The 23,498-nt window shown below is 72.0% G+C and carries 13 protein-coding genes; 7 read left to right on the top strand and 6 right to left on the bottom strand.

Going from position 1 to position 23,498, the window contains the following annotated elements; all coding sequences use genetic code 11:
* Positions 1-15 precede the first annotated feature (15 nt).
* From KVF89_RS26250 to KVF89_RS26280, 7 genes are read left to right on the top strand one after another with little or no spacing between them, the layout of a single operon-like run.
* Positions 16-804 carry an ABC transporter ATP-binding protein gene (locus KVF89_RS26250; protein WP_257430085.1) on the top strand — a complete coding sequence of 263 codons (789 nt, stop codon included), beginning with the start codon at positions 16-18 and terminating at the stop codon, positions 802-804.
* Complete coding sequence (locus KVF89_RS26255; RefSeq protein WP_257430086.1) at positions 801-1,649, top strand: ABC transporter ATP-binding protein; 849 nt, start codon at positions 801-803, stop codon at positions 1,647-1,649. Before KVF89_RS26250 ends, KVF89_RS26255 begins: the two co-directional genes overlap by 4 nt.
* Positions 1,646-3,487: an AMP-dependent synthetase/ligase gene (locus tag KVF89_RS26260; RefSeq protein ID WP_257430087.1), complete on the top strand. Its 1,842-nt coding sequence runs from the start codon at positions 1,646-1,648 to the stop codon at positions 3,485-3,487. The genes KVF89_RS26255 and KVF89_RS26260 overlap by 4 nt, the downstream gene beginning before the upstream one ends.
* On the top strand, positions 3,484-4,371 hold the full coding sequence (locus KVF89_RS26265; protein ID WP_257430088.1) for a branched-chain amino acid ABC transporter permease: 888 nt from the start codon (positions 3,484-3,486) through the stop codon (positions 4,369-4,371). The genes KVF89_RS26260 and KVF89_RS26265 overlap by 4 nt, the downstream gene beginning before the upstream one ends.
* The gene (locus KVF89_RS26270; RefSeq protein ID WP_257430089.1) at positions 4,368-5,492 is read left to right on the top strand and encodes a branched-chain amino acid ABC transporter permease; all 1,125 of its coding nucleotides are present in this window, start codon (positions 4,368-4,370) and stop codon (positions 5,490-5,492) included. Before KVF89_RS26265 ends, KVF89_RS26270 begins: the two co-directional genes overlap by 4 nt.
* A 35-nt stretch (positions 5,493-5,527) precedes the next feature.
* Positions 5,528-6,829, top strand: a complete 1,302-nt coding sequence (locus tag KVF89_RS26275; RefSeq protein ID WP_257430090.1) for an ABC transporter substrate-binding protein — start codon at positions 5,528-5,530, stop codon at positions 6,827-6,829.
* A 55-nt stretch (positions 6,830-6,884) separates the two neighbouring features.
* Positions 6,885-8,735 carry a carboxypeptidase regulatory-like domain-containing protein gene (locus tag KVF89_RS26280; protein WP_257430091.1) on the top strand — a complete coding sequence of 617 codons (1,851 nt, stop codon included), beginning with the start codon at positions 6,885-6,887 and terminating at the stop codon, positions 8,733-8,735.
* A gap of 6 nt (positions 8,736-8,741) precedes the next feature.
* Here KVF89_RS26280 and KVF89_RS26285 read toward each other — a convergent pair whose 3' ends face one another.
* The 6 genes from KVF89_RS26285 to KVF89_RS26310 all read right to left on the bottom strand — a co-directional run bounded on the left by KVF89_RS26285 (position 8,742) and on the right by KVF89_RS26310 (position 23,493).
* Entirely contained in the window at positions 8,742-9,059 is a 318-nt protein-coding gene (locus tag KVF89_RS26285; RefSeq protein WP_257430092.1) for an antibiotic biosynthesis monooxygenase family protein, read from the bottom strand.
* A 58-nt stretch (positions 9,060-9,117) separates the two neighbouring features.
* Positions 9,118-10,410 carry an HNH endonuclease signature motif containing protein gene (locus KVF89_RS26290; RefSeq protein WP_257430093.1) on the bottom strand — a complete coding sequence of 431 codons (1,293 nt, stop codon included), beginning with the start codon at positions 10,408-10,410 and terminating at the stop codon, positions 9,118-9,120.
* Positions 10,411-10,684: 274 nt separating this feature from the next.
* A complete protein-coding gene (locus KVF89_RS26295; protein WP_257430094.1) occupies positions 10,685-11,662 on the bottom strand; it encodes a hypothetical protein in 978 nt (325 codons plus the stop codon).
* Between the two features lie 256 nt (positions 11,663-11,918).
* Positions 11,919-14,780: a hypothetical protein gene (locus tag KVF89_RS26300; protein ID WP_257430882.1), complete on the bottom strand. Its 2,862-nt coding sequence runs from the start codon at positions 14,778-14,780 to the stop codon at positions 11,919-11,921.
* Positions 14,781-14,933: 153 nt separating this feature from the next.
* Positions 14,934-17,519, bottom strand: coding sequence for a helix-turn-helix transcriptional regulator (locus KVF89_RS26305; RefSeq protein WP_257430095.1), 2,586 nt, complete (start codon positions 17,517-17,519; stop codon positions 14,934-14,936).
* A 274-nt stretch (positions 17,520-17,793) separates the two neighbouring features.
* A complete protein-coding gene (locus KVF89_RS26310) occupies positions 17,794-23,493 on the bottom strand; it encodes an Ig-like domain-containing protein (RefSeq protein ID WP_257430096.1) in 5,700 nt (1,899 codons plus the stop codon).
* Positions 23,494-23,498: the final 5 nt, after the last annotated feature.

The following is a 23,498-nucleotide window of genomic DNA, read 5'->3' on the forward strand; positions in this document are numbered from 1 at the left end:
TCGGAGGGAGCGCGGGTGCTCGCTGTCCAGAACCTCGAGGTGGTGTACGACGACGTCGTGCTCGCCCTGCGCGGGGTGAGTCTCGGGGTCCCGGACGGCCGGATCGTCGCGCTGCTGGGGGCCAACGGCGGGGGCAAGTCGACGCTGCTGCGCTCGCTGTCGGGCCTGCTCGACGTCCACGACGGGGAGATCCGCAAGGGCACGGTGACGCTCGACGGTGAGCAGGTCGGTCAGCTGAGCCCGTCCGCGCTCGCCCGCCGCGGCATCAAGCACGTCCTCGAGGGACGCCGGGTCTTCAAGGAGCTCAGCGCCGAGGAGAACCTCCGGGTCGGCGCGTACGCCGACCGGCGCAACCTGAAGGCCAACCTGGAGCGGGTCTACGGGCTGTTCCCGGTGCTGCGGGACCGGCGCGACGGGCAGGCGGGCCTGCTGTCCGGGGGCGAGCAGCAGATGCTCGCGATCGGGCGGGCGCTGATGTCGGACCCGCGGTACCTGCTGCTCGACGAGCCGTCGCTGGGCCTGGCGCCCAAGGTCGTCGAGCAGATCCGCGACATCGTCGTCGAGATCAACGGCCAGGGGACCGGGATCCTGCTCGTCGAGCAGAACGCCACGATGGCGCTGGAGATCGCCCACCACGGCTACGTCCTGGAGAACGGACGGGTCGTCATGGACCGGCCGGCCGCCGAGCTGCGCGAGGACGCCGATGTCCGCGAGTTCTACCTCGGTCTCGGCGCCGACGGCGAGGCGGCGTCGTCCTTCCGCAACGTCAAGCACTACCGGCGCCGGAAGCGGTGGGCGTCATGAGCGCGCCGGGCAGCGCCGTCCTCGAGTTCGAGGACGTCCACCTGTCGTTCGGCGCGGTCAAGGCGGTCAACGGCGTCGGGTTCACGGTCGGTGACGACGAGCTGTTCGCGGTGATCGGCCCCAACGGCGCCGGGAAGACGAGCATCTTCAACGTGCTCTCGGGCGTCTACCGGCCGCAGCAGGGCCGGGTCCGGCTGCACGGCACGTCCCTGCTGGGCAAGCGGCCGCCGGCCATCGCCCGCCTGGGCATGGCCCGCACCTTCCAGAACATCGAGCTGTTCGCGAACCTCACCGTGCTCGACAACCTCATGCTCGGACGCCACCAGCACATCGGCTACGGCACCTTCGCCGCCCTGGCCTGGGTCGGGCGGGCGCGCAACGAGGAGCTGCGGCACCGCCGCCGGGTCGAGGAGATCGTCGACTTCCTCGAGCTCGAGCAGTGGCGCAAGCTCCCCGTCGGACTGCTGCCGTACGGCGTCCAGAAGCGGGTCGAGCTCGGCCGGGCGCTGGCGATGGAGCCCCGGCTGCTGCTGCTCGACGAGCCGGTGGCCGGCATGAACCTCGAGGAGACCGAGGACATGGCCCGCTACATCCTCGACATCCGCGACGAGCTGCGGATCCCCATGATCATGGTCGAGCACGACATGGGACTGGTCATGGACATCGCCGACCGGGTGCTGGTCGTCGACTTCGGCACACCGGTCGCCACCGGGACACCGGCGGAGGTGCAGCGCAACCCCGACGTGATCCGCGCCTACCTCGGCGGCGCGGCCGAGGCGGCCGTGGAGCAGGCCGCCGCGGAGCAGGGCGGCGCGGAGCAGGGCGGCGAGGCGAGCTCGGCATGACGACCCGCACCGTGGTGACCCGGATCCGCGACCGGGCGCGCTCGGCGCCGAAGGGCGTGGCGATGCGCGAGAAGCGGCTCGGCATCTGGCGCGAGATCACCTGGGCCGACTACTGGGACACCGTCCTCGACGTCGGGCACGCCCTGCTCGCGCTCGGCGTGCGACCGGGCGACCGGGTGTCGGTGCAGAGCGAGAACCGGCCGGAGTGGCTGTTCCTCGACATCGCCACCGTCGCGGTGCGTGCGATCACCGTCGGCCTCTATCCGACCAACCCGACCGCGGAGACGGCCTATCTGCTCTCCCACAGCGGCTCCTGCCTCCACCTCGCGGAGGACCAGGAGCAGGTCGACAAGGCGCTCGGGGTCGAGGACGTCCCCCGGCTGCGCACGATCGTCTACGTCGAGCCGCGCGGCCTGTCGCCGTACGACGACCCGCGGCTGATGACCTGGACGCGGCTGCTCGAGCTCGGTCGCGAGCACCGGGCCGCCCATCCCGGAGCGGTCGAGACCCTCGTCGACGCCGCCGAGCCCGGGGACGTGATGACCCTCGTCTACACGTCCGGCACCACCGGCCCACCGAAGGGCGCGATGCTCACCATCGGCAACGCCGAGTTCGCCCTCGAGACCGTGCTCGAGCGCAGCCCGTTCGCGCACCCGCCGCCGGGGCCGCGCGACCTGACCCTGTCCTACCTCCCGCTGTGCCATGTCGCGGAGCGGGTGCTGACGACCTGGTACAACGCAGGCGCCGGCACCCAGGTCAACTTCGCCGAGTCCATCGAGACCGTGCCGCAGAACCTGCGCGAGGTGCAGCCGTCGCTGTTCTTCGCGGTCCCGCGGATCTGGGAGAAGCTGCTCGCGACCACCCGGATCAAACTCGACTCCGCGACCTGGGCCAAGCGCAGGTACGCCGCCTTCTGGCTGCGTCGCGCCGACCGGCTCGGTGCCCGGCTGGCCGCGACCGGCGGTCGCCACACGCTCGGCACCCGGCTGGCGTACGCCGTCGGCTGGGTGCTGTTCTACCGCGCGCTGCGCGACCGGCTGGGCCTGAGGCGGGTGCGCCATGCCAGCAGCGGCGCCGCCCCGATCGCGCCGGAGGTGCTGCAGTTCTTCATGGGCATCGGGGTCCCCATGCACGAGCTCTACGGCATGACCGAGAACACCGCGATCGCGACCGCGAACCGGCCCGGCCGGGTCCGGCTCGGCACGGTCGGCGAGATCCACGACGGCACCGAGGTACGCCTCGACGACACGACCGGCGAGATCCTCACCCGCCACGCCGCGGTCTTCGCCGGCTACTGGCAGGACCCGGAGGCGACGGAGCGCGCGATCTCCGCGGACGGCTGGCTGCACACCGGTGACGTGGGGGAATGGGTCGACGGCACGCACCTGCGGATCACCGACCGGATGAAGGACATCATCATCACCGCGGGCGGCAAGAACGTCGCGCCGTCGGAGATCGAGAACGCCCTCAAGGCCTCGCCGTTCGTCAAGGAGGCCGTCGTCGTCGGCGACGGTCGCAAGTACCTCACCGCGCTGATCGGGATCGAGCTCGACACCGTCGGCGCCTGGGCGCAGCAGCAGCGGCTGGGGTTCACCACCTACCGCGACCTGGCCGAGAAGGCGGAGGTCAGGGCCCTGGTGCAGGGGATCGTCGACGACGTCAACAGCCGGCACAACCCGGTCGAGCAGATCAAGCACTTCCGGATGCTGCCGAAGGAGCTGGACCACGAGGACGGCGAGCTCACCGCGACCCAGAAGGTCAAGCGCTCGGCGATCGACGCGATGTTCCACGACCTCGTCGAGGACATGTACGTCGCGGGACGGGAGGGGGCGGCATGACGCAGTTCCTGGGCGCGGTCGCCGGAGGCGTGGGCCTCGGCTCGATCTACGCGCTGCTGGCGCTGGGCTTCGTGATCATCTACAAGTCGATGCGGGTGATCAGCTTCGCCCAGCCGGCCTTCATGCTCGCGGGGGCCGTGCTGGTGTCCTACCTCTCGCCGTCGATCGGCTTCGTGCCGGCGGTGGTGGTCGGCGCGATCGCCATCGCCGGCGTCGCCCTGGTGGTGGAGCGGGTCGCGATCCGGCCGATGGTGGGCAAGGCGGTCTTCGTGATCGCCATCATCACCATCGGGATCGACATCGTCGTGCGGGTCGTGGCCGGTGCCTTCATCGGACGGGACCCGCGCCAGGTGGGCGACCCGTGGGGCATCGACGCGTGGGAGGTCGGCGGCGTCTACATCGCGCACCGCCACATCGCGGCGTTCCTGGTGACGACCGTGCTGGTGCTCGCCCTGTTCGCCTTCTTCCGCTGGACCCCGATCGGCCTGGCGATGCGAGCCTCGGCGCTGGACCAGGAGGCGGCGATGGCCCAGGGCGTCAGCGTGGGCGCGGTGTTCGCGGTCTCGTGGGCGCTCGCGGGTGGACTCGCCGCTGTGGCCGGTGTCTTCGCCGCGAGCGGGCGCACGATGGACCAGAACCTGTGGCACATCGCGCTGGCCGCACTGCCGGTGATCATCCTCGGCGGGCTCGACTCGCTCGGGGGCGCCGTTCTCGGCGGGTTGCTGATCGGCGTGGCGCAACAGGTCGTGGCGTCGTACCACCGGCAGTGGTTCCCCGGCCTCGACACCAACATCGGGTCGATCACGCCCTACCTCGTGATGCTGGTGGTGCTGCTCGTCCGGCCCTACGGCCTGTTCGGCACCAAGGAGGTCGAACGGGTATGAGCATCGGCACTCCGTGGGGCCGCCCCGAGCTCTACACCGACTACAAGCAGGACATGGCGCTGCTCAACACCCGTGCCAAGACGGCCGGCGTCGCCGCGATCCTGGTGGTCGCGGCGCTGCTGCCGCTGCTGGTGGCCGACGACCTCCTCGTCATCCTCGGCGGCGGCCTGGTCCTCGCCATCGGCGCGCTGGGACTGAACCTCGTCACCGGGTACGCCGGACAGGTCTCGCTCGGTCATGCCTTCTTCGTCGGGGTCGGTGCCTACACCGCCGCGGTGATGGCCGGCGACCCGGACGGCCGCTATCTCGGCCTCGGCATCGACTTCATGCCCCTCTGGCTGCTCGGCGCGGGTCTGGTCGCGGCGCTGTTCGGCGCCCTCGTCGCGCCGCTGGCGACGCGGCTGCGCGGTCTCTACCTGGCGATCGTGACCCTCGGGCTGGTCTTCATCGGCCAGTACTTCTTCTTCGAGTGGAACGAGCTGAGCGGCGGTCCCCAGGTCGGCCGCGAGGCGGCGAAGCCCGCGCTGTTCGGCATCGAGTTCACCGTCGACAACGGGTTCAAGGGTGGGTGGACCGAGGAGCAGAAGCTGTTCTGGCTGTTCCTCGTGATCCTGGTGATCGCCGCGGTGGCGGCCCGCAACATCGCCCGGTCGCGGATCGGTCGTGCCTTCGCCGCGATCCGCGACCGCGACGTGGCCGCGGGGGTGATGGGCGTCAACCTCACCCACTACAAGGTCATCGCGTTCACCCTGTCCTCGTTCTACGCGGGCATCGCGGGGGCGCTGATGTACTCCGCCAGCGGCCACTTCACCCCGGAGTCGTTCAGCCTGCTCATGTCGATCCAGTTCATCGCCATCGTGCTCATCGGCGGCGTCGCGACCGTCTCGGGCACGATCATGGGCGCGCTGCTCATCGCCATGCTGCCCCGGATCGCCGGCGAGCTGCCGGCCTTCGTGCCCTTCCTCTCCAGCTCGGCCAGCGAGCACCCGAACGTCTTCGAGTTCGAGCAGGTCATGTACGGCGTGCTCATCGTCGCCTTCCTGCTGTTCGAGCCCCGCGGGCTCTTCGGCATCTGGCACCGCATCCGCACCTATTGGAAGAGCTTCCCCTTCTCGTACTGAGCCGGGGACCGCACCAGGAAAACCCAGGAGGAACCGTGAATCGTAGGTCGAGAAGGCTGGGCGTCCTCGCCAGCGCGCTGACCCTGTCCGTGGCCGTCACGGGTTGCGGTCGTGACGACGGCGACGACGGCGGTGGCGGCGGTGGCGGCGCCGCGCCGGGTGTCTCCGACGAGGCCTGTCCGGACGCCGTCGATGACAGCAAGGGCTGCATCTACCTGGGGACGATCACCGACCTCACCGGCGTCTTCAAGGGCGTCGGCGAGCCGTTCACGGCCGGGCAGAAGGCGTTCTGGGACCAGGTCAACGCCGACGGGGGAGTGGGGGACTACGAGGTCAACGTGTCCGAGTACGTCAAGGACAGCGGCTACGACCCCGAGAAGCACGCCGAGCTCTTCAACGAGATCAAGGACGACATCCTGGCGGTGACCCAGTCCCTCGGCACCGCCCACACCAACGCGATCCTGGAGGACGCGACCAACGAGTCGATCCTGCTCGGCCCGGCCTCGCTGGGCTCGAACTGGATCTTCGACGACATCTCGATCGAGGTCGGCTCCAGCTACTGCACGGAGGCGATGAACATCGTCGACTACGCCGCCGACGAGGGCGGCAAGTCCGTCGCCGTCGTCCACTTCCCGGGCGACTACGGCGACGACGCGATGGTTGGCGCCCGGATCGCCGCCGAGGAGCGGGGCCTGGAGTTCACCGACATCACGACCGGCACCGTCGACGGCGGCGACGACCAGTCCGCCGCGGTCGCCGCGGTCCTCAAGGCGAAGCCCGACTACGTCGTGATCGCCACCAGCCCCAAGGAGGTCGCGGCCGTCGTGGGCGGGACCGCGCAGCAGGGCTACCAGGGCAGGTTCATCGGCTCGATCCCGAGCTGGAACGCCGCGATCCTCGCCTCGCCCGCCGGACCGGCGATCGAGGCGATGTACCTGCAGGCGTCGTCGTTCCCGACCTGGGACGCCGACACCCCCGGCATGGAGAAGATGCGTGAGGCCGCCGGCGAGACCGCGCCCAACGACTGGTTCTCGATCGGGTTCAGCAGCGGCTACGTGATGAAGGCGATCCTGGAGCAGGCGATCGATGACGACAAGCTCGACCGCGAGGGCATGGTCGACGTCGCCAACAGCCTCACCGGCATCGAGAGCGAGGGCACCCTGCCCGACGGCACCGCGAACTGGGCCGGCGATCCCAACGAGGACGCCGTCCGGGTGACCCAGCTCAACAAGGTCGACCAGGCGGCGTCGTCCAAGGTCTCCCTGGCCGTCGACCCGTTCACGGGCGAGACCGCGGAGGGCTACGAGTTCACCGAGCCCTGCTACCTGATGAAGTAGCCGGCGAGTACGCCGGTCCGCCGTTCCCCCGGGGACGGCGGGCCGTTGTACCTGCGTGCGGCCCCTCCGACTCCTCGCTCAGCTCGTCGTGCTGCTCCTGGCCGTCTGCGGCCCGGGTGTGGCCGCGGCGACCACCCCCGCCGCGTCGTCGTCGGCGGGCGCGATCGCCGGCCACGTCACCGACAGCGGAGGCGTCCCGATCGCCGGGGCTTCGGTCACCCTCTACGAGAGCGTGGGCACGCTCTGGGTCCAGGCGGGGACGACCTCGACCGACACCGGCGGTGCCTACGACACCGCCGCTCTCGCCCTCGACGACGGCAAGTACCGGATCCGGTTCCGGGCGAACGGCTATGCCACGGAGTACTACGACGGCGCGCGGGTGCTGCGCACGGCGACGAGCGTCGTCCTCCCCACGACGGGCGGCGCGATCGATGCCCAGCTCACCGACGCCGCGACGGTGACCGGCGCGGTGACCGACGACGCCGGGGCTCCCGTCGTCGGTGCCCGCGTCGCGGTGCTGCAGAACGGGGGAGACGGCGTCTGGGACGTGGTCGCCGAGACGACGACCGGTGCCGACGGCTATGCGGTCGCGGTGGCACCCGGCAGCTACCGGGTCGAGGCCGAGGCGAACGCCCTCGTGGTCCCCGGCGGGGACAGCTATGGCTACGGTGTCGAGTCTCGCGACGTGGTGGTCGCCGTCGGCGGCGCCAGCGGTGTCGACCTCCGGTTCGGTCCGCTCGCTCACGTCTCCGGCGTGGTGAGGGACCTCGTCGGCCACCCGATCGGTGGCATCGCCGTGTTCGCCTCCGGCTCGTGCGGCGATGGCTGCGGCCTGACCCCGGTCGCCGGCACGCGGACCGCTGCTGACGGCACCTACACGCTCCGGACGGTCCCGGGCAGATACGCGATCCACTTCGACGACCAGGAGGAGGCGTGGATCGGAGAGCGGTGGGCCGGCGGGACGCCGATCGAGGTCGGTGCCCCGGGCGTGGGTGGGATCAGCCCCCGGCTCTCGGCCGCGCGAGTCATCTCCGGTCGGGTCGCGGTGGACGGCGTCGCGCGTGGCTTCGTCCGGGTCTCGTGGCGGGACGCGTCGGTCGCCGCGTCCGAGCCCTGGACCGAGGAGGACTGGACGTTCAGCAAACCGGACGGGAGCTACTCGCTCACCGTGCCGGAGGGCTCCTATCGGCTCCGGTTCCGGGACCCGGAGATCCGCCGGTGCGAGTACTACGTGGGCGCGGCGACGGCAGGGGACGCGACGACGATCGACGTCCGCGAGGAGGACCGCGCCGGCATCGATGCCAACCTCACGGCCGCCGACGCCGGTGACTGCACGGGAGACGACCCGGGGCGGAGGATCGCGAACGTGCTGCGACCGGTGATCACCGGCACGCCCCAGGTCGGCCAGACCCTCACTGTCACGCCGGGCGTCTGGGAGCCCGGCGACGTCGAGGTCCGGTCCTACGTGTGGTCGGCCGGAGACGCGATCGTGGCCACCGGCGCCGCGCCGACCTATGTCGTCCGGCCCGCCGACGTGGGCCGGAGCATCGTCGTCCAGGAGGTCGTCAGGGCCGACGGCTTCGCCGAGCCGGGCTTCGCCGAGTCCGACGCCCGGGGGCCGGTGACCGACCCGGCGGCGTGTGCTGCGGCCGCGGCTGCCGTCTCGGGAGCCATCGCGACGGCGACGGTCGCGGCGGCAGCCGTCGACGCGGCCACCACCAAGGCGGCCAAGGCGGCGAAGAAGCTCAAGAAGCTGAAGAAGGCGGGTGTCGCGAAGGCCAAGGTCACGAAGGCGAGGAAGCGGGCGAAGGTGGCCCGGCAGGCTCTCGCCGGCGCGCGGTCCCAGCAGGCGACGGCGTCCGCGGCCGTCGCGGGTGCGAAGGCGGCGGTCCCGGTCGGCTGCTGAGCGCGATCAGGCCGGCTTGACGTCCAGCACGACCTCGAACTCCAGCAGGTCCGCGCCGGTCGAGACCGGCTTGCGCGGCGCCTCGCCCGCCGGCGCGGCATGGGCCGCGCGCGCGTCCCCGTCGCGCCAGGCGGCGAAGGACTCCTCGTCGGCCCAGTGGGTCACGACGAAGTAGCGCTCCTCCCCGGCGGTGGGTCGCAGCAGCTGGAAGCCGAGGAAGCCGGGGGAGCCCTCCACGGCGCCCGCCCTGGCGGCGAACCGCTTCTCCAGCTCGGGGCCGGCCTGGGGCGGGACCTGGATGGCGTTGATCTTCACGACGGACATGGGATTCCTCCGGGGCGATGGGCTTCCGCGAGCCTATCCAGTCCCCGCATCCGCCGGCTCAGTTGCGTCGGTGGAAGCGGATGTCGCCGTCGGGCAACCGTTGGTGGGTGTAGCGGTGGTCGTGGATGCGTTGATGGTGGTGGCCGCACAGGGTCACGGCCAGGTCCAGGTCGGTCGTCCCGCCGCCTGACCAGGGGTCCAGGTGGTGCAGGTGGCACCAGCGGGCGGGAATCGTGCATCCCTCGGCACGGCAGGCGTGGTCGCGGAGCCGGATCGCCGCGCGTTGGGCGGGCTGGAACAGTCGGGCCGACCGACCGAGGTCGAGCACGCGCCCGTGGCCGTCGAGGACGACCGGGATGATCCGGGCCTGGCAGGCCAGTCGCCGTGCCTCGCTGGCCGAGATCGTCTCTTCCCCGTCACTGGTGAGCAAGCCTGCGGTGGCCAGGTCGGCGCGGAGCTGGTCGAGACCGATGGTCACGGTGACGGCGGTCGCGTCGCCACCGTGCTGGGGCAGGCGGTCGGGGTCGAGGAGCTCGAGCAGGTCCATGAGCGCCCACGCGCGGCGGCGGTGGAACGGCGAACGCGCCACGTCCGGGTTCGCGTCCTCAGTCGGGCCGGCCCCGGCGTCAGCCTCTGTGTCGGGGTCGGTGGGTGTGTGGCGGGCGGGGTTGGTGTGGGCGTCGAGGTAGCCCTTGAGTCGCTCGACCGTACTGGTCGGCAGCACCCCGGACATCCGGGAGCGCCCGTCGCCGAGGTTGCGGAACCTCAACGTGGCCCGGTCGCGTGCTGCGGCTTCCTCGGCCTCCAGCCGCTTGGCCTCTTCCTCCTCGGCGATCTGTGGCGCCAGCACGTCGAGGATCCGTCGTCCGAGCCGTCGCAGCTCTGCTGGACCGAACTCGTCGGCGTAGTCCACCAGCCGCGCCTCGGCATCGGCGCGCAGGTCGGGGCCAAGCTGTTCGGGCAGGTCATCGACCGCCGCTGTGATCACCCGGGCCTGTGCGGCGTTCACCGCACCGGTTCGCATCGCGGCAGCGACCAGCGGCCGCGTCTGCAACGCAGCTGCCAGATGCACGTCGGCTCGAGCCGCGGCGGGGTCGAGCTGTGCCGTGTGGGCCAGCCACGCCCCGGCGTCGCGGGCACCATGTGCTTCGGCGACATCACCTGCCTCGGCGAGACAACGCAGCCGCAGCTCGTCGACCTGTGCCGCCAGCCTGGCCGACTCGACCAGCAGTTGCTCTTTCTCCGTGATCGAGAGGTACAACGGCTGCAGGTCAGCCACCTGGTCGAGCGACGCACGCGCGTCGGCCACCGCAGCCAGCAACGGCTGCTGAACGAGTGGTGCGACGGTCATCGTGCGGCCTTTCGGAGAGCGCGACGTACGTCGATCCTATCAGATACATCGAACATACGTTCGACTCGACCGACCCCTGTGGATAGCTCGGAGTGTGATGTCCCAAGACATCGGTGACAGTTCTGCATCAGGACATCGGTGACGTCTGGCGGTGCCGGATCGCAGGCCGGGCCGGCGTTGCCGACGTGGGTCACGCCGGGGACCCGGATCCTGGACACAGGGGTATGTCCCCCCTGCCGGACAGGCCGGGACATCATCAAAGACCGCCAGCCGGCTACTTCCCGAGTGGGCCATCCTGGCCGTGGTAGCCGAGCTGCACTGCCCGAGCCACGATCTCGTACCAACCCTGGTGAGCGATCGCGATGTCCTCGGCATGCTCTTCGGCGAACTCGGTGATCAGGGGCATGAGGTTGCTGATCTCGCGGTCGTGCACGTCTGTGCGGCAGGTCGTGTCGGCGGCGAGGACCTGGTCCTCCAGTTCGAGGAGGTGCTGCCAGGCGTCGGTGTAGGTCCCGGGGTCCTGGCCCGGGGCCGGGGGCGGACCGACCTTGCCGGCTTCGCCGGCCATGACGGGAGCGAGGTCGTCGTAGGTCGCGCTGTTCTTCTCGAGCACTGGTAGATCCGCTGCGGCCATGCAGTCGTCGTAGGCCGCCGGATCGCCGCCGAGTTCGGCGCCAGCTTCTCTCAGCACCGTTCGCCATGCCTCGATCAGTGCCGATGCCCCAGCAGGGTGGGAGCCGCGTTCGACCTCGTCGTCGCTGGCCGGCTTCGTGCTGGCCTCGCAGCCTCGGATCGCCTGCTCGTAGTCGGCAGGGCGCGGCTCGTCGGAGTTCATCACCTTCTCCGCCTCGGAGTAGGGGCGGGTTGCGATCTCGTTCTCCGAGTACACGCGGTCACCGATCTCGGCGAACCAGATGGAGGGGCGCAGGGCATCGTAGGGGGCGGAGTAGGGCCGGGACAGTGACCAGTCCCACTCTGGATAGCCCCGTTGTTCGAGGCATGCGTCGAGTGGACCGTTCCTGGCGTAGGTCTGCAGGACGTAGGCAGCGTCATGTTGATCCTGGGTGCCCGCGAAGCTCTCGTAGACGCGTTGTGCCTCAGCGTGCACCTCGGCCGCCGAAGCGCTGTTGGACGTGGCCTGGGGGCCATCGGAGACGCCGGTGCCGCACGCGGTGAGCGAGGTGGTGACCAGTGCTGCGAGGCCCCAAGCGCTGAGTCGGCGATTGAGTCGGCGATCGGTGTTCGTTTCCATCCGGATCACCCGTTCGAGTCGGCGGGATCGGAGTCACAGGACCCGGTATGGCCATCGTGGAGATCAGGTTCACCCGCATCCATCGACGGTAGGCCCGGGAGGCCGGCTTCGGGACTCCAAAATCGGGGATGCGGCCGCGATCACCCGGAGAGATATCACCACCAAGACCCCGCCCCAGGGTCACCGATGTCTTGCGACTCAGCGGTCGGGGAGAGGGCCGGTGATGTCCCCGAGACAGCACCGGCCCCGGCCTCGCTCAGGTGGTGTGTCGGCGCCGCCCGGGGGCACGGACGACGGCGAGACCGGCGAGGAGGAGCAGCGCGCCGGCCAGGCCGTGCCACCAGGTCACTCCGGACCCGGTGGCGGGCAGGGCGCCGGCCTCCCCGGCGTCGGCGCTCTGCCCGCCGGACCCGGACCCGGAGCCGGTCCCGTCGGCACCGCCCTTCCCGCCGTTGCCGTTCTTCCCGCCATCACCGGGGGCGCCGCCGGTCCCGGGAACGCCGGTGCCCGGGGTCCCCGCGCCCGGATCGGGGGTGCCGGGGTTCGGGTTGCTCGCGGCGGAGACGGTCAGCGTCGCCGTCCCGGCCACCGTGTCGCCGGGGGCGGCGAACACGGCGCCGAAGCGGCCGGAGGCGATCCGCTCCGGCAGAGGCAGGCCCGGGACGACGTACGACCCGGTCACGGTGAGCTCACCGGCCTCGGCGGAGCCGCAGGCGTTCGCGGCGCAGGCGCCGGGTGCGGTCACGGTGAACGTGGTCGCCTCGGTGAGGTCGCCGACCTCGTTGTCATACGCGTCGAAGCCCACGGTCGTGAACGACTGCGTCTGGCCGACGGTGATGCTCGCCGTCCCCGGCGAGACGGTCAGTCTGTCGACCGGTCCGGGGGTGACGCTCAGGTGGGCGACGGCGGACAGGCCGGCGTGGCTGGCGTCGATCGGGTACGTCGCCGCGACGGTGCTCGAGCACCGGTTCGCGGTGCAGGTCGCACCGGTCGGGGCGACGAAGGTGGTCTCGGCCGTGACGTCGTCGATCGGATTGTCGTACGCGTCGTAGGCGGTCGCCGTGAGATCGACCGGGGTGCCGGCCGCGACAGTCGTGGTGGGCGGGTCGATCCCGAGGCGATCGGCCGGGCCGGGGATCACCGTGAGGAAGCCGAGGTACGGCAACCCGTGGCCGGCCTCCACGCCGTTGATCGACCCGATGGTGATGACGTAGATGCCGGCCTTCGTCGATCCGCAGACCATGCCCGTGCAGGAGGCGCCCTCGCTGGCCGCCAGCTCCACGCCGAACGGGATGGCACCCGGCTGTGCGAGGTTGCCGTACTCGTCCATCACTCCCGGCGTGAAGGTCTGCGTCTCGCCGGCGCGGATCAAGGCGTTGCCGGGTCCGAGGCCGCTGACTGCCAGGGCGCCCGGTACCACGACGAGGGCGCTGGTGGCGGTGAGATCGCCGAAGTGCCCCGTCACGGTGTGCCGTCCGGCGACGGTGGAGGTGCACGTGTCGTTGCTGCAGGACAGGGAGCGCAGCCCGTACGGCCCGCGCCAGGTGCCGGCGCCCTCGATCTCGAGGCTCGTCTCCTCGGTCACCGTGCCGAGCGGCCGACCGTCGTCGTCGTACGCGTAGGCGATGAAGCTGCCGGGCTGTCCGGCGGTGACACTCGGTGCGCTCGGCTGGAGCTCGATCCGGGCGATGGCGTCGGTCGGGCGGGCGTCGGCGTGCACGCTCAGCCGCGCGGTCGCGCTCCGGCCGTCCGCGGTCACGGTGACGGTGTAGACCCCCGGTGTCGCCGACGTGCAGATGTTGAGGTCACAGGTGCCCGGAGCCTCGATGGTGTACGTCGTCGCGCTGTCGACCAGGGTCCGGTTGCCGAAGCCGTCGACGAGCCGGGCCTGGAAGGCGGCGGGCCCGCCGACCGTGACAGCCGCGGTGGCGGGGGTGAGGTCGAGTCCCGTCGGAGCCGCCGCGACCACCTCGACGCCGGTGCCGGCGGTGAGCTGGTCGACCGTGGCGGCGATCAGGTAGCCGCCGGCGCGGGTCATGGTGCAGGTGCCGGCGGGGCAGGCCTGCGGTTCCGAGAGGTCGACGTCCGTGAGGCTGTCGGCTCGCCAGATCTGGAAGGTGGCCCGGTCGGTGACGTCGAACGTCGTGCCGTCGTCGGTGCGGCCGGCCACCGTCACCACGATCGGCTCGCCGGCGACGACGGTTGACTGCTGGGCGGTGAGGCTGATCTCCTTCAGCGCGTCGTTGTCCTCGACGACCGTCAGGCTGGAGGTCGCGGTCTGCGCGGGGTCGCTGCGCAGGGTCGCGGTGACCGCGTAGGTGCCCGTCGCGCTCGCCGCGCAGCGGGTGCGGCTCGGGCCGTCGGCAGCGCAGTGGAGCCCGGCGTCGGCGGTGAAGTCGGTCTCACCGGCGTTGTTCCCGGCGTTGCCGTACTGGTCGACGACCTGGGCGCCGAGGAGCACCTCGTCGCCCACGGAGACCGTTGCGTTCGCGGGGGTGAGGGTGATCCCGACCGGCGCTCCCGGACGCGCGAGGAGACCGACGATGTCCGTGAAGCCGCCCCAGGTCACCTTGATCGCGAAGTAGCCGGCGACGGTGGTGGTGCAGGAGCCGGCAGCACAGGTCCCCTTGCCACCCACGAACTCGTACGCCGCCTCGGTGGTCACGTCGACCAGAGGCGTCCCGGCGTCGTCGGTCGTGCGCACGGTCAGCGCCGCGGACTCGCCCACGATGATCTCGCTCGCCTCGGGGTCGACCGTGATGTCGGCGGGCTCGACCGCCGCGGGGGCCGCGGCCTCGGCGCGGCCTTCGTCGGGCTGCTGGGCCGGCTCCGGCTCGGGTGTGGGCTCCGGCTCGGGTGTGGGCTCGGGTGTGGGCTCGGGGGTGGGCTCGGGGGTGGGCTCGGGGGTGGGCTCGGGGGTGGGCTCGGGCTCGGGCGTGGGTTCCGGGTCCGGCTCGGGTGTGGGTGTGGGCGTGGGCGCGGGTTCCGAGGAGGTCGCGGTGGGGGTGTCGCCGGGCGTCGTGGGGTCGTCCGCCGCGGCGGGCGCGATGCCCGTGAGCAGGAGCAGGGTGGCCGCGCCGAGGGCGAGGGCCACGTCCGGACGGCGACGTGAACGCATGGGGGAGGCTCCGATCGGGACGCCGCAGGCCGGTCACGCTGCGGGCGACTCCACCGAACGCCGCCCGCGCCGCGCCCGGCAAGGGCACCGGGGCACAAGTCGCCCCGAATGTCACCCGAACGCGTGGGCGGATCCCTCGCGTCCGACGCGCTGCTACAGCAGGTCGAGCTCGATCGCGCGCTCGATGACGGCCTTGCGGGAGCTCACCCCGAGCTTGCGGTAGATCCGCTGCAGGTGGGTCTTCACGGTGTTCTCCGACAGGTGCATCGCGGCCGCGAGCTCGCTCCGGCTCGGGTGCTGCGCCAGGGCCGCGAGCACCGCCCGTTCCTGCCGGGTGAGCGCGACGACCGTGTGGGCCGCGACGAAGCAGGCCGGGACCGGCACGGCCAGATGGTCCTGCACCGCCACGCTGCTGCGTCGTGCGGCGGTGCGACGCAGCGCCGCGACGTCCTCCGGGGGGAGGTACATGAGGTGCAGCCGCGCCCCGTCGGGACCGACCTGGGCGAGCACCCGCTCCAGCAGGGCGGCGGCGGCCTCCTCCTGCCCGGTGCGCGCGGCGGCGGCGGCGCCGAGGACGAGCAGGGCGGCGAGGGACCGCGGTGTGTGACCGGGGCGGGCCTCCCACTCGGGCAGGGCGGCGAGCGTGCCCACCGCGTCGCCGGCGAGGAGCCCGGCCAGCACGGCCGCGGGCGCCAGCTGGCCGGCGTACCTCGTCCGGGACCGCAGCACCGCCGTCGCCCGGGCGTGGTTGCCGGCGGCGAGCCAGGCCACCGCGAGGGCACCGCGGACGGCCGCCGCACCGACGCTGTCGCCCATCACCGGCGGCGCCGGGGTGCGGCGGAGCTGTTCCTCGATCCGGCGCGCTTCCGCGGCGGCGGTCCCCAGGCCGATGTGCGCGTGCAGCAGGGTCCAGGTCAGCAGCGGCCAGTACTCCGTGGTGTCGCGGAACGTCGTGTCGTCGAAGGCGGCCCCGGCGCCGGCGAAGTCGAAGTCGTCGAGCAGCAGGATCGCCTCGCCGATCCGGCCCAGGGCGTTGGCGTACGAGCGGTCCTCGCCGGGGCGCCATGCGTCCGCGGTGACGAGGGACCGCGCCGAGCGGGCCTCGACGGTCCGGCCCTCGAAGGCGCCCAGCCCGACGGCGTACACCGCGGTGTGGTTGCGCACCACGGGGTCCGTCGCCATGGCGACCGCGCGGGAGGTGGTGTCGCGCGCGGCCTCCGGGGCGCCGGCGAGGAACTGGGAGTAGGCGAGGTGGCGCAGCGCCATCGGTCCCAGGAAGGCGACCCGCTCGCGGTCGCCGTCCGGCATCCGCCGGTGGAAGGCGAGTGCCTCCGCGGCGGCGCGGCCGGACTCCTCGACCCGCCCCAGGAGGCGCAGGCTGACCACCTTCGCGACGTACCCGAGGAGGTACTCGCCGGCCGTCGGGTTCGGGAAGCGCGGCCCGTCCCAGCGCGCGGAGATCCGGAAGTAGTCGGCTGCCGCCCCCCGCAGGGCCGGGTCGCGGAAGCAGGCGAGGCCGCGCCCGAAGGCGAGGGCGGGGAACTGGGTGAGCGCCCGGCTCGGGACGGAGGCGAGGTGGCGGTCCACCAGGCTCGCCGAGTTGGCGTCCTGGGTGGTGACCACGACCGCCGCATAGACCCGGGCCGCGATGCTGAACAGACCGGCGCCGACGGCCATCTCCAGGGCCGCCTCGTAGCTGCCGTGGCGGTGCAGCCAGGCCGCGCTGCGCTCGGCCGCCCGCTGCTGCTCGTCGGCCGGCCGCTGGCGCGCCTCGACGAGCATCGCGTCCCGCAGCGACTCGACGTACTGGAAGACCTGGTGGCCCGGCGCGAACGGGATCCAGCGCCCGAAGCCGTTCCACTCCAGGTCGTCGAGCATCTCCTTCACCTCGGCCGGTCCGGTGACCCCGGGCAGCGCGGTGGCCAGCTCCACGGCCAGCTCGGCGTCGAAGTACGGCGGCACGCTGGTCGCGAGCACGAAGGAGTACGCCGCGCCGCGCTCGAGCTGGACCCGTAGGTCCTCGGCCACCAGGGCCTGCCAGGCGGGGTCGTGCTGGCCCGCGGTCGCCCGGGGCCGGTCGTGGGAGCGGTCGAGCATCGCGGCGCGCAGCGCCAGCGGGTAGCCGTGCGTGGCCGCGTGGAGTGCGGGCGCGGTGTTCGCCGTCCCCGGTGGGCCGAAGGCCGCCACCAGGTCGCGGGTCTCGCCGAGGGTGAAGGCGAGGTCGTCCTCGGTGAGCAGCTGCACCTCGCCGCGCAGGCTCCGGGCGGGTCCGGCCAGGCCGCCCGGGGTCCGGGTGGTGACGACGACGCGGAGCTGAGGGACCAGCCGGACCAGCCGCAGCAGGTCCGCGTCCACCTGGGCCGTCGCGGCGCGGACCTTCTCGTAGGCATCGACCACGAGCAGCGGACGCGTGCGGCCGGCGAGGCCGCGAGCGATCACCGCGGCGGGGTCGGTGCTGGACTCGATCTCGGTCAGCAGACCGGCTCCCGGGCCCTCCGTGATCTCGACCCGCGCGGCGGCGGCCAGCACGGTCTGCCAGAAGGCGGAGCGGGTCTCGAGGTCGTTCTCGAGGGTCACCCAGACGACGTCGACCCCGTCGAGGGTCTCGACCCAGGCCCGGGCGAGGCTGGTCTTGCCGAAGCCGCTCGGCGCCGCGACGACCGTCAGTGGCGTCGGTGACCCGTCGAGCGCGTCGTGCAGCCGGGCTCGCGACAGGAGCACGGGACTCCCTGTCGCCATCGCTCCTCCTCGACCCGAGTCGACGAGACCATCATCGCGCACGACCGGGGAGGAGGCGGAAGGAGGTGCGACCCGGATCGGCCTGGGGGGAGTGGGCCGTCCGGGTCGCACCGGTCTGCCGGCGTCGTCGCCCCACACGCGACGCCGGCGCCGTGCGCGCGGTCCGCGGGTGCGGAGCCACGCGCCGCGGGTCAAGCCAACGCGTACCGCCCCGCTGCCCGCAACGCCGCTGGGCGGATGTCGCCCGTCATGTCACCCCTACCTCCTCCACTGCTCATCCGATCGGCGTGGCGGTGACCACGAGGTTCTTGGTGTAGTGGAAGCGGCCGTTGCGGTAGGTGACTCGCCCGGTGCAGGTGACGAGGGTGAGCTGGTGCGCGCCGGTGGTGGAGGTGGCGGTTCCGCTGAGGCCCCGGGCGCGGGGCTGGGTGGTGATGGTCTCGATGCGGTAGCGCAGTCGGGTGCCGTCCGCGGTGCGGACGGTGATGATCTGTCCGGGGCGGGCCCGGCGGAGCTTGCCGAAGGCGCCGGGGCGGTCGCCGCGGTCGGAGACGTGGCCGGCGATGACGGTGGAGCCGACCGACTCGCCGGGTGCGGCCGAGCCGGCGAGCCAACCGCCGCGGGCGGTGTCGGTGGGGATCACCATGTCCCGCTTGCGGATGCCGACGGTCTCGAGGCGGGCGTTCAACCCGATGCCGGGGATGCTGACCTTGACGGGTCGGATCCGGCGGCCGTGCACCGACGGGTCGGCGACGACCCCGGTGTAGCCGGTCTTGACGGTGACCTTGGCCGGCAGGGACGGGCGGTGGACCAGCGTGGTCGAGTCCGGTGAGCCGCACGACTGGGTGCTGGCGGTGTTGTCACCGTCGGCGCTGGTCGTGGCGACCCACGTGTAGTGGCCGGGCCGGGTGACGGCGACCGGCGGGAGCGCCGTGGTGCCGTTGACGGGCGCGAAGGGCACGGTCGCGACGGCATTGGCCGGCGTGCACATGCCGGGGCCGGCCTTCTTGGCGGGCCCGTAGAGGGTCGCCGTCCCGGTGATCGTCTTGCTGACGACCCGGGTGGCGGGGCTGAGGCCGGTGATGGTGACCGAGGCGGTGAGGGTCACGGGCTTGACGTTGCCGGTCCTGGTGACCTTGAGGGTGGCCTTGTCGGGGGCGTGGACGGTGAGGGCGGGCCCGCTGGTCGGGGCCGGCTTGGCCTGGACGGTGACCTCGACGGTCGCGTCGGTGCACTGCACGGGAGCCGAGGTGTCGCAGACCTGGACGGTGTAGTCGTCCGCGCCGCTGAAGCCGGGGGTCGGGCTGTAGGTGATGGCTCCGGTGGTGGGGTCGATCGCGAGGGTGCCGTGGTCGGGGGTGGTGACCGTGGTGGTCGCGGCCGGGGCGAGCGGCATGCCGGTGGTGGTGGCGTAGTCGTCGAGGCCGGTGGTGACGGGGGTGTTGTACGGCGTGGTGATCGTCGCGCCGGTGGTGAAGACGTTGTCGACGGTCGCGGTGACGGTCGCGGTGTCGCACACGGGAGTGGGGTGTGAGCTGTCGCAGACCTCGTAGGTGTAAGCGTCCTCGCCGGAGAACCCGGCATCCGGGGTGTAGGTGATCACACCGCCGGTGACCGACGTGGTGCCGTGGGCGGGGTCCGACGACACGGTCGGATCGCCCAGGGCCTGGCCGGACGCGGAGGTGTCGTCGGCCGTGACATCGGTGGCGACCGCGGTACCGACGGTGGTCGAGGCGGAGTCGTCACCGGCAGTGACGGTGTTGGCGCCGACCGTCACCCCCATCATCAGGTCGGCGCATTGGACCGGTGCCGACGTGTCGCAGACCTTGATCGTGTAGCTGTCGGCGCCCGAGTAGCCGGAGGCCGGGCTGTAGGTGACCGCACCGGTCGCCGGGTCGATCGTGATGACGCCGTGACCGGGAGCGGTCACCGAGGTCACCGACTCCGGGTCGAGGGGCCGGCCCGAGGTGGTGACGTGGCCATGGAGGGGCGTGATGAGCGGCGTGTTCTGCGGTGTCTGCACGTCCGGACCGGGGAGGAAGCCGTTGCGCACGGTGACGGTGACCGTGCCCGTGTCGCAGACCGGGGTCGGAGTGCTGGTGTCGCAGGCCTCGTAGTCGTAGGAGTCCTTGCCGGAGAATCCGATGGCGGGGGTGTAGGTGATCCCGCCGGATCCGACACTCGTCGTCCCGTGCTCGGGTCCGGAGGTGACCGTCGGGTCGTCGAAGGCCTGGCCGGATGCGGACACGTCGTTGCCCGTGACGTCGGTGCTCACCGGGGTCACGACGTCGGTGGACGCCGTGTCGTCCACGGCCGTGACGGTGTTCGCCTCGACGGTGACGGCCACCGTGATCTCCGCGCACTCGACCGGATCGGCCGTGTCGCAGACCAGGACCCGGTAGGAGTCGCCGCCGCTGTAGCCGTCGTCGGGCGTGTAGGTGACCGCGCCGCTGGTGGCGTCGATCGACAGCGAGCCGTGGTCCGGCTCCTGCACCTGGGTGACCGCGGTCGGGTCGAGCGGCTTGCCCTGGGTGCTCGCGATGCCCGCGAGCGGGGTCGTCACCGGCTCGTTCTGCGGCGTGGTGACGCCGGGGCCCGCGGTGAAGACATTGGGGACCGTCACCGTGACCTCGGCGGAGTCGCAGACGTCGATGTGGAAGAAGGCGGTGATCCCGATGAACTCGGCGCTTCCCTCCATGGTGACCCGGGTCTGGTAGACGTAGCGGTCCGTCCCCGAGAAGCCCGCCTGCGGGGTGTAGGTGATCCTCCCGTCGGGGCCGATGCTCGCCGTACCTCCGTCGGGCTGCACCGAGACCGTCGTGACGGCCTCCACGCCGTCGATGCCGGTGTCGTTGGCGTGCACATCGGTGGTCACCGGGGTCTGCAGGGTCGTCGTCGCCGTGTCGTCCTCGGCGGTGATGCCGACCGTGACCATCATCAGGATGTCGTCGTTCGCCGGGTCGGAGACGATCAGCCGATCGTTGTCGGGCGCGACGATCCAGGTCGGCGTGCGCGCGTCCCACCGCTGGGCCACCGTCTGGGCGTAGCCGGAGCCGTTCGGCGTGAGCTGGAGCACGCGCCGGTTGCCGGTGTCGGCCACGAGGACCGCGCCGTCGGGACGGACGGTCACGCCGATCGGCTCGCTGAGGCTCGTCGAGACCACGCTCAGTGCATAGTCGGGCCCGGACGGCGTCAGCCTCACGACACGGCCATTGCCACGGTCGACGACGAAGAGATTGCCGTCAGCGTCGACGGCGACACCGCGCGGGCTGTCGAGGCCGGAGGCCACGACCGAGGAGGTGTAGGCCCCGCCGGACGGAGTGAGCCGGTGGACGTGGCCGCTGCCGCGCTCGGCGAAGAACACGTTGCCGTCCGCATCGACGGCGACGCCGGCAGGCCGTTGGAGGTTGCCGGCGAGGACGGTCCTGGTCGGGTAGCCGTTGTCGTCCTCCGACCAGGTGAGCTTCACGATCTCGTGCTCACCCTCGTCGGCGTAGTAGACGTTGCCCTGCGCGTCCGCGGCGATGCCCTGCGGGTCCAGGTCCTGGCCGCCGTCGATCGGTGACGGTCCGGCGCCCGGCGCCCAGGCGTTCACCTGGGCCCCGGCCGCGTCGGAGATGAAGATGAAGTTCCGTGGGTCGACGGCGACGCCGGCCGGCTCGGTGAAGTCGTCGTCGCTGACGACGATGTCGTAGCCGTACTCCTTCGACGGGATGTCGCCGCAGCCGTCGGACGTGGTGACCGTGACGGTCACCCGTGCGACCGCGCAGACCAGCCCGTCCTCGTCCAACGCCTGGTAGTCGTAGTGGTCGGTGCCCGAGAAGCCCGGGGTCGGCCGGTAGGTGATCGTGTGGTCGTCGTTGACGGTCGCGGCGCCGTGCGCGGGCGCGCCGACCACGCTGATGTCGTCGAGGACGGAGTCGGTCGCGTCATTGGCCCGCACATCCGTGGTGACCGAGCCGTTGGCCCCGACGGTGGCGGTGTCGTCCTGCGCATCCACCGTCAGCGGGCCGAACTCCCAGAGCTTCTCGAAGTCGGCGACGAAGACGGCGTCGTCGTCGGTGACGACGAGGTTGTAGGCGTGGTTCGCGCCCCAGGGCGCATAGCGCTGCTTCGGGGCGTAGCCGGCGCCGGAGGGCGCCGCCGTCCAGACGCCGGGGTCCTCGGTGGTGCTGATCCACAGAGTGCCGGTGCTGTCGACGGCGACGCCCTGGCCGCTGCCGAGACCGGTGACGGCGTCGGTCTGCGTCGTGCCGTCGAGCTTCACCACGCGCGTGTAGCTGGCGACGTAGACCGCGCCGGCGTCGTCGACCGTCACCTGGTGTGGGACGTCGAGGCCACCGATCACCTGGGTCTGCGCCATGCCCGGCCCGGACATCCGCACCACGCCGCCCCCGCCGAACGAGGTGGCGTTGATGCTGACGTAGACGTCGCCGTTCGCAGCCACGTCGATGCCGCCGAGGCCGTTGAGGAGGCCGCCGCTGTAGGTGTTGGCGACCGTGTACGTCGAGCCGGACGGGGTCAGCTCGAGCACCTCACCCGGGTAGCGCACCACCCACAGCGTGCCGTCGGAGTCGTCGAGCGCGATCGCGGAGACATTGCCGATGCCGGGGGCAACCACCGATCGGGTGTAGCCCGACCCGGACGGGGTCAGCTTCACGATCTCGCCGTTCTCGGAGTCGGTGACGAAGATGCCGCCGTCGGCGTCGATGTCGAAGTAGGTGGGGTAGTCGGTGCCGGTCTCGATCGGGAGCCGGGTCAGCGCACCGGTGGTGCCGACCGGGCCGCAGGCGTTGTCCTGGCCGACGGTCACGGTCACCGTCGCGGTGGCGCAGACGCTCGCCGGGTCGGCGGAGTCGCGGACGGCGTACCGGTAGCTGTCGGTGCCGGAGAAGCCGGCGTCCGGGGTGTAGGTGATGGTGCCGTTGGGGTTGACCGTCGCGGAGCCGTGCGCAGGGTTCTTCGCGATGGTCGGTTCGGCCAGGTCGGCGCCCTCGGCGGAGTCGTTGGCGAGCACGTCGGTGGTGACGGTGTCGCCGGACGTCGTCGTCGCGGTGTCGGCGACGGCATCGACCGAGACGGGGGTCAGCTTGACCACCCGGCCGTTGCCGGTGTCGGCCACATAGACGTTGCCGGCGGTGTCGACCGCGACGTCCTGGGGCTGGTCCAGGCCGTCGGTCGGCAGGGTCGTCTGGTCCTCGAGCGCCGCGCCGACCCGGACCAGCCGGTCGTTGCCGGTGTCCGCCACGACGATCGGCGGCGTCGCGCCGGACGGGTCGAGGTCGAGCCCGCCGGGGGACGACAGTCCGTTCGTCGGGAGCGGAGCGCCCTGGGTGTTGCCCGGGATGTTCAGCGCGCGCACCGTGTCGCCCATGGTGAAGAACAGGGTGTTGCCGGCCACGGAGATGCCGTGGACCTGGGTCGGCAGCGGCAGCGACTGCACCCCGGAGGCGGTGTAGCCGCCGCCTCCCGGCGTCAGCTTGGTGATCCGCTGGTGGGCGGTGTCGCCGACGAAGACCGTGCCCGACGGGTCGACGTCCAGCGCTCCCAGTTCGCCGCCGAGGCCCCAGGTCACGTTCTCCGCGGTGTAGGCGCCGCCTGACGCGATGAACTTCTCCACGTTGCCGTTGGGCTGGTCGGCGACGTAGATCGTGCCGTCCGTGCCCACCGCGAGCGCGTACGGCGCGTAGGTGCCGTCCGCGGTGGTGCGGGTGTAGGTCCCGCCCGAGGGCGTCAGCTTGTCGACCTGGTCGCCGTTGCCGACGTAGACCACGCCGTCCGCGGCGACGTCGATGCCGCGGGGGGTGGTGAGGCCGGTGGCGACGGTCGACTGCCGGTAGCCGGCCGCCGCCAGGGTGTCGCAGCCCACGGTGGCCGCTTGGGCGGCGGGTGCCAGCGTCGTGCCGAGGCCGGTGATCACCAGCGCGCCGCTGACGGCGAGTGCCGCGGAGAGTGCGATCCGGGGGAGCTTCATGGGGG

This window comes from Nocardioides carbamazepini (genome assembly GCF_024614185.1).
GTDB classification, from domain to species: Bacteria; Actinomycetota; Actinomycetes; order Propionibacteriales; family Nocardioidaceae; genus Nocardioides; species Nocardioides carbamazepini.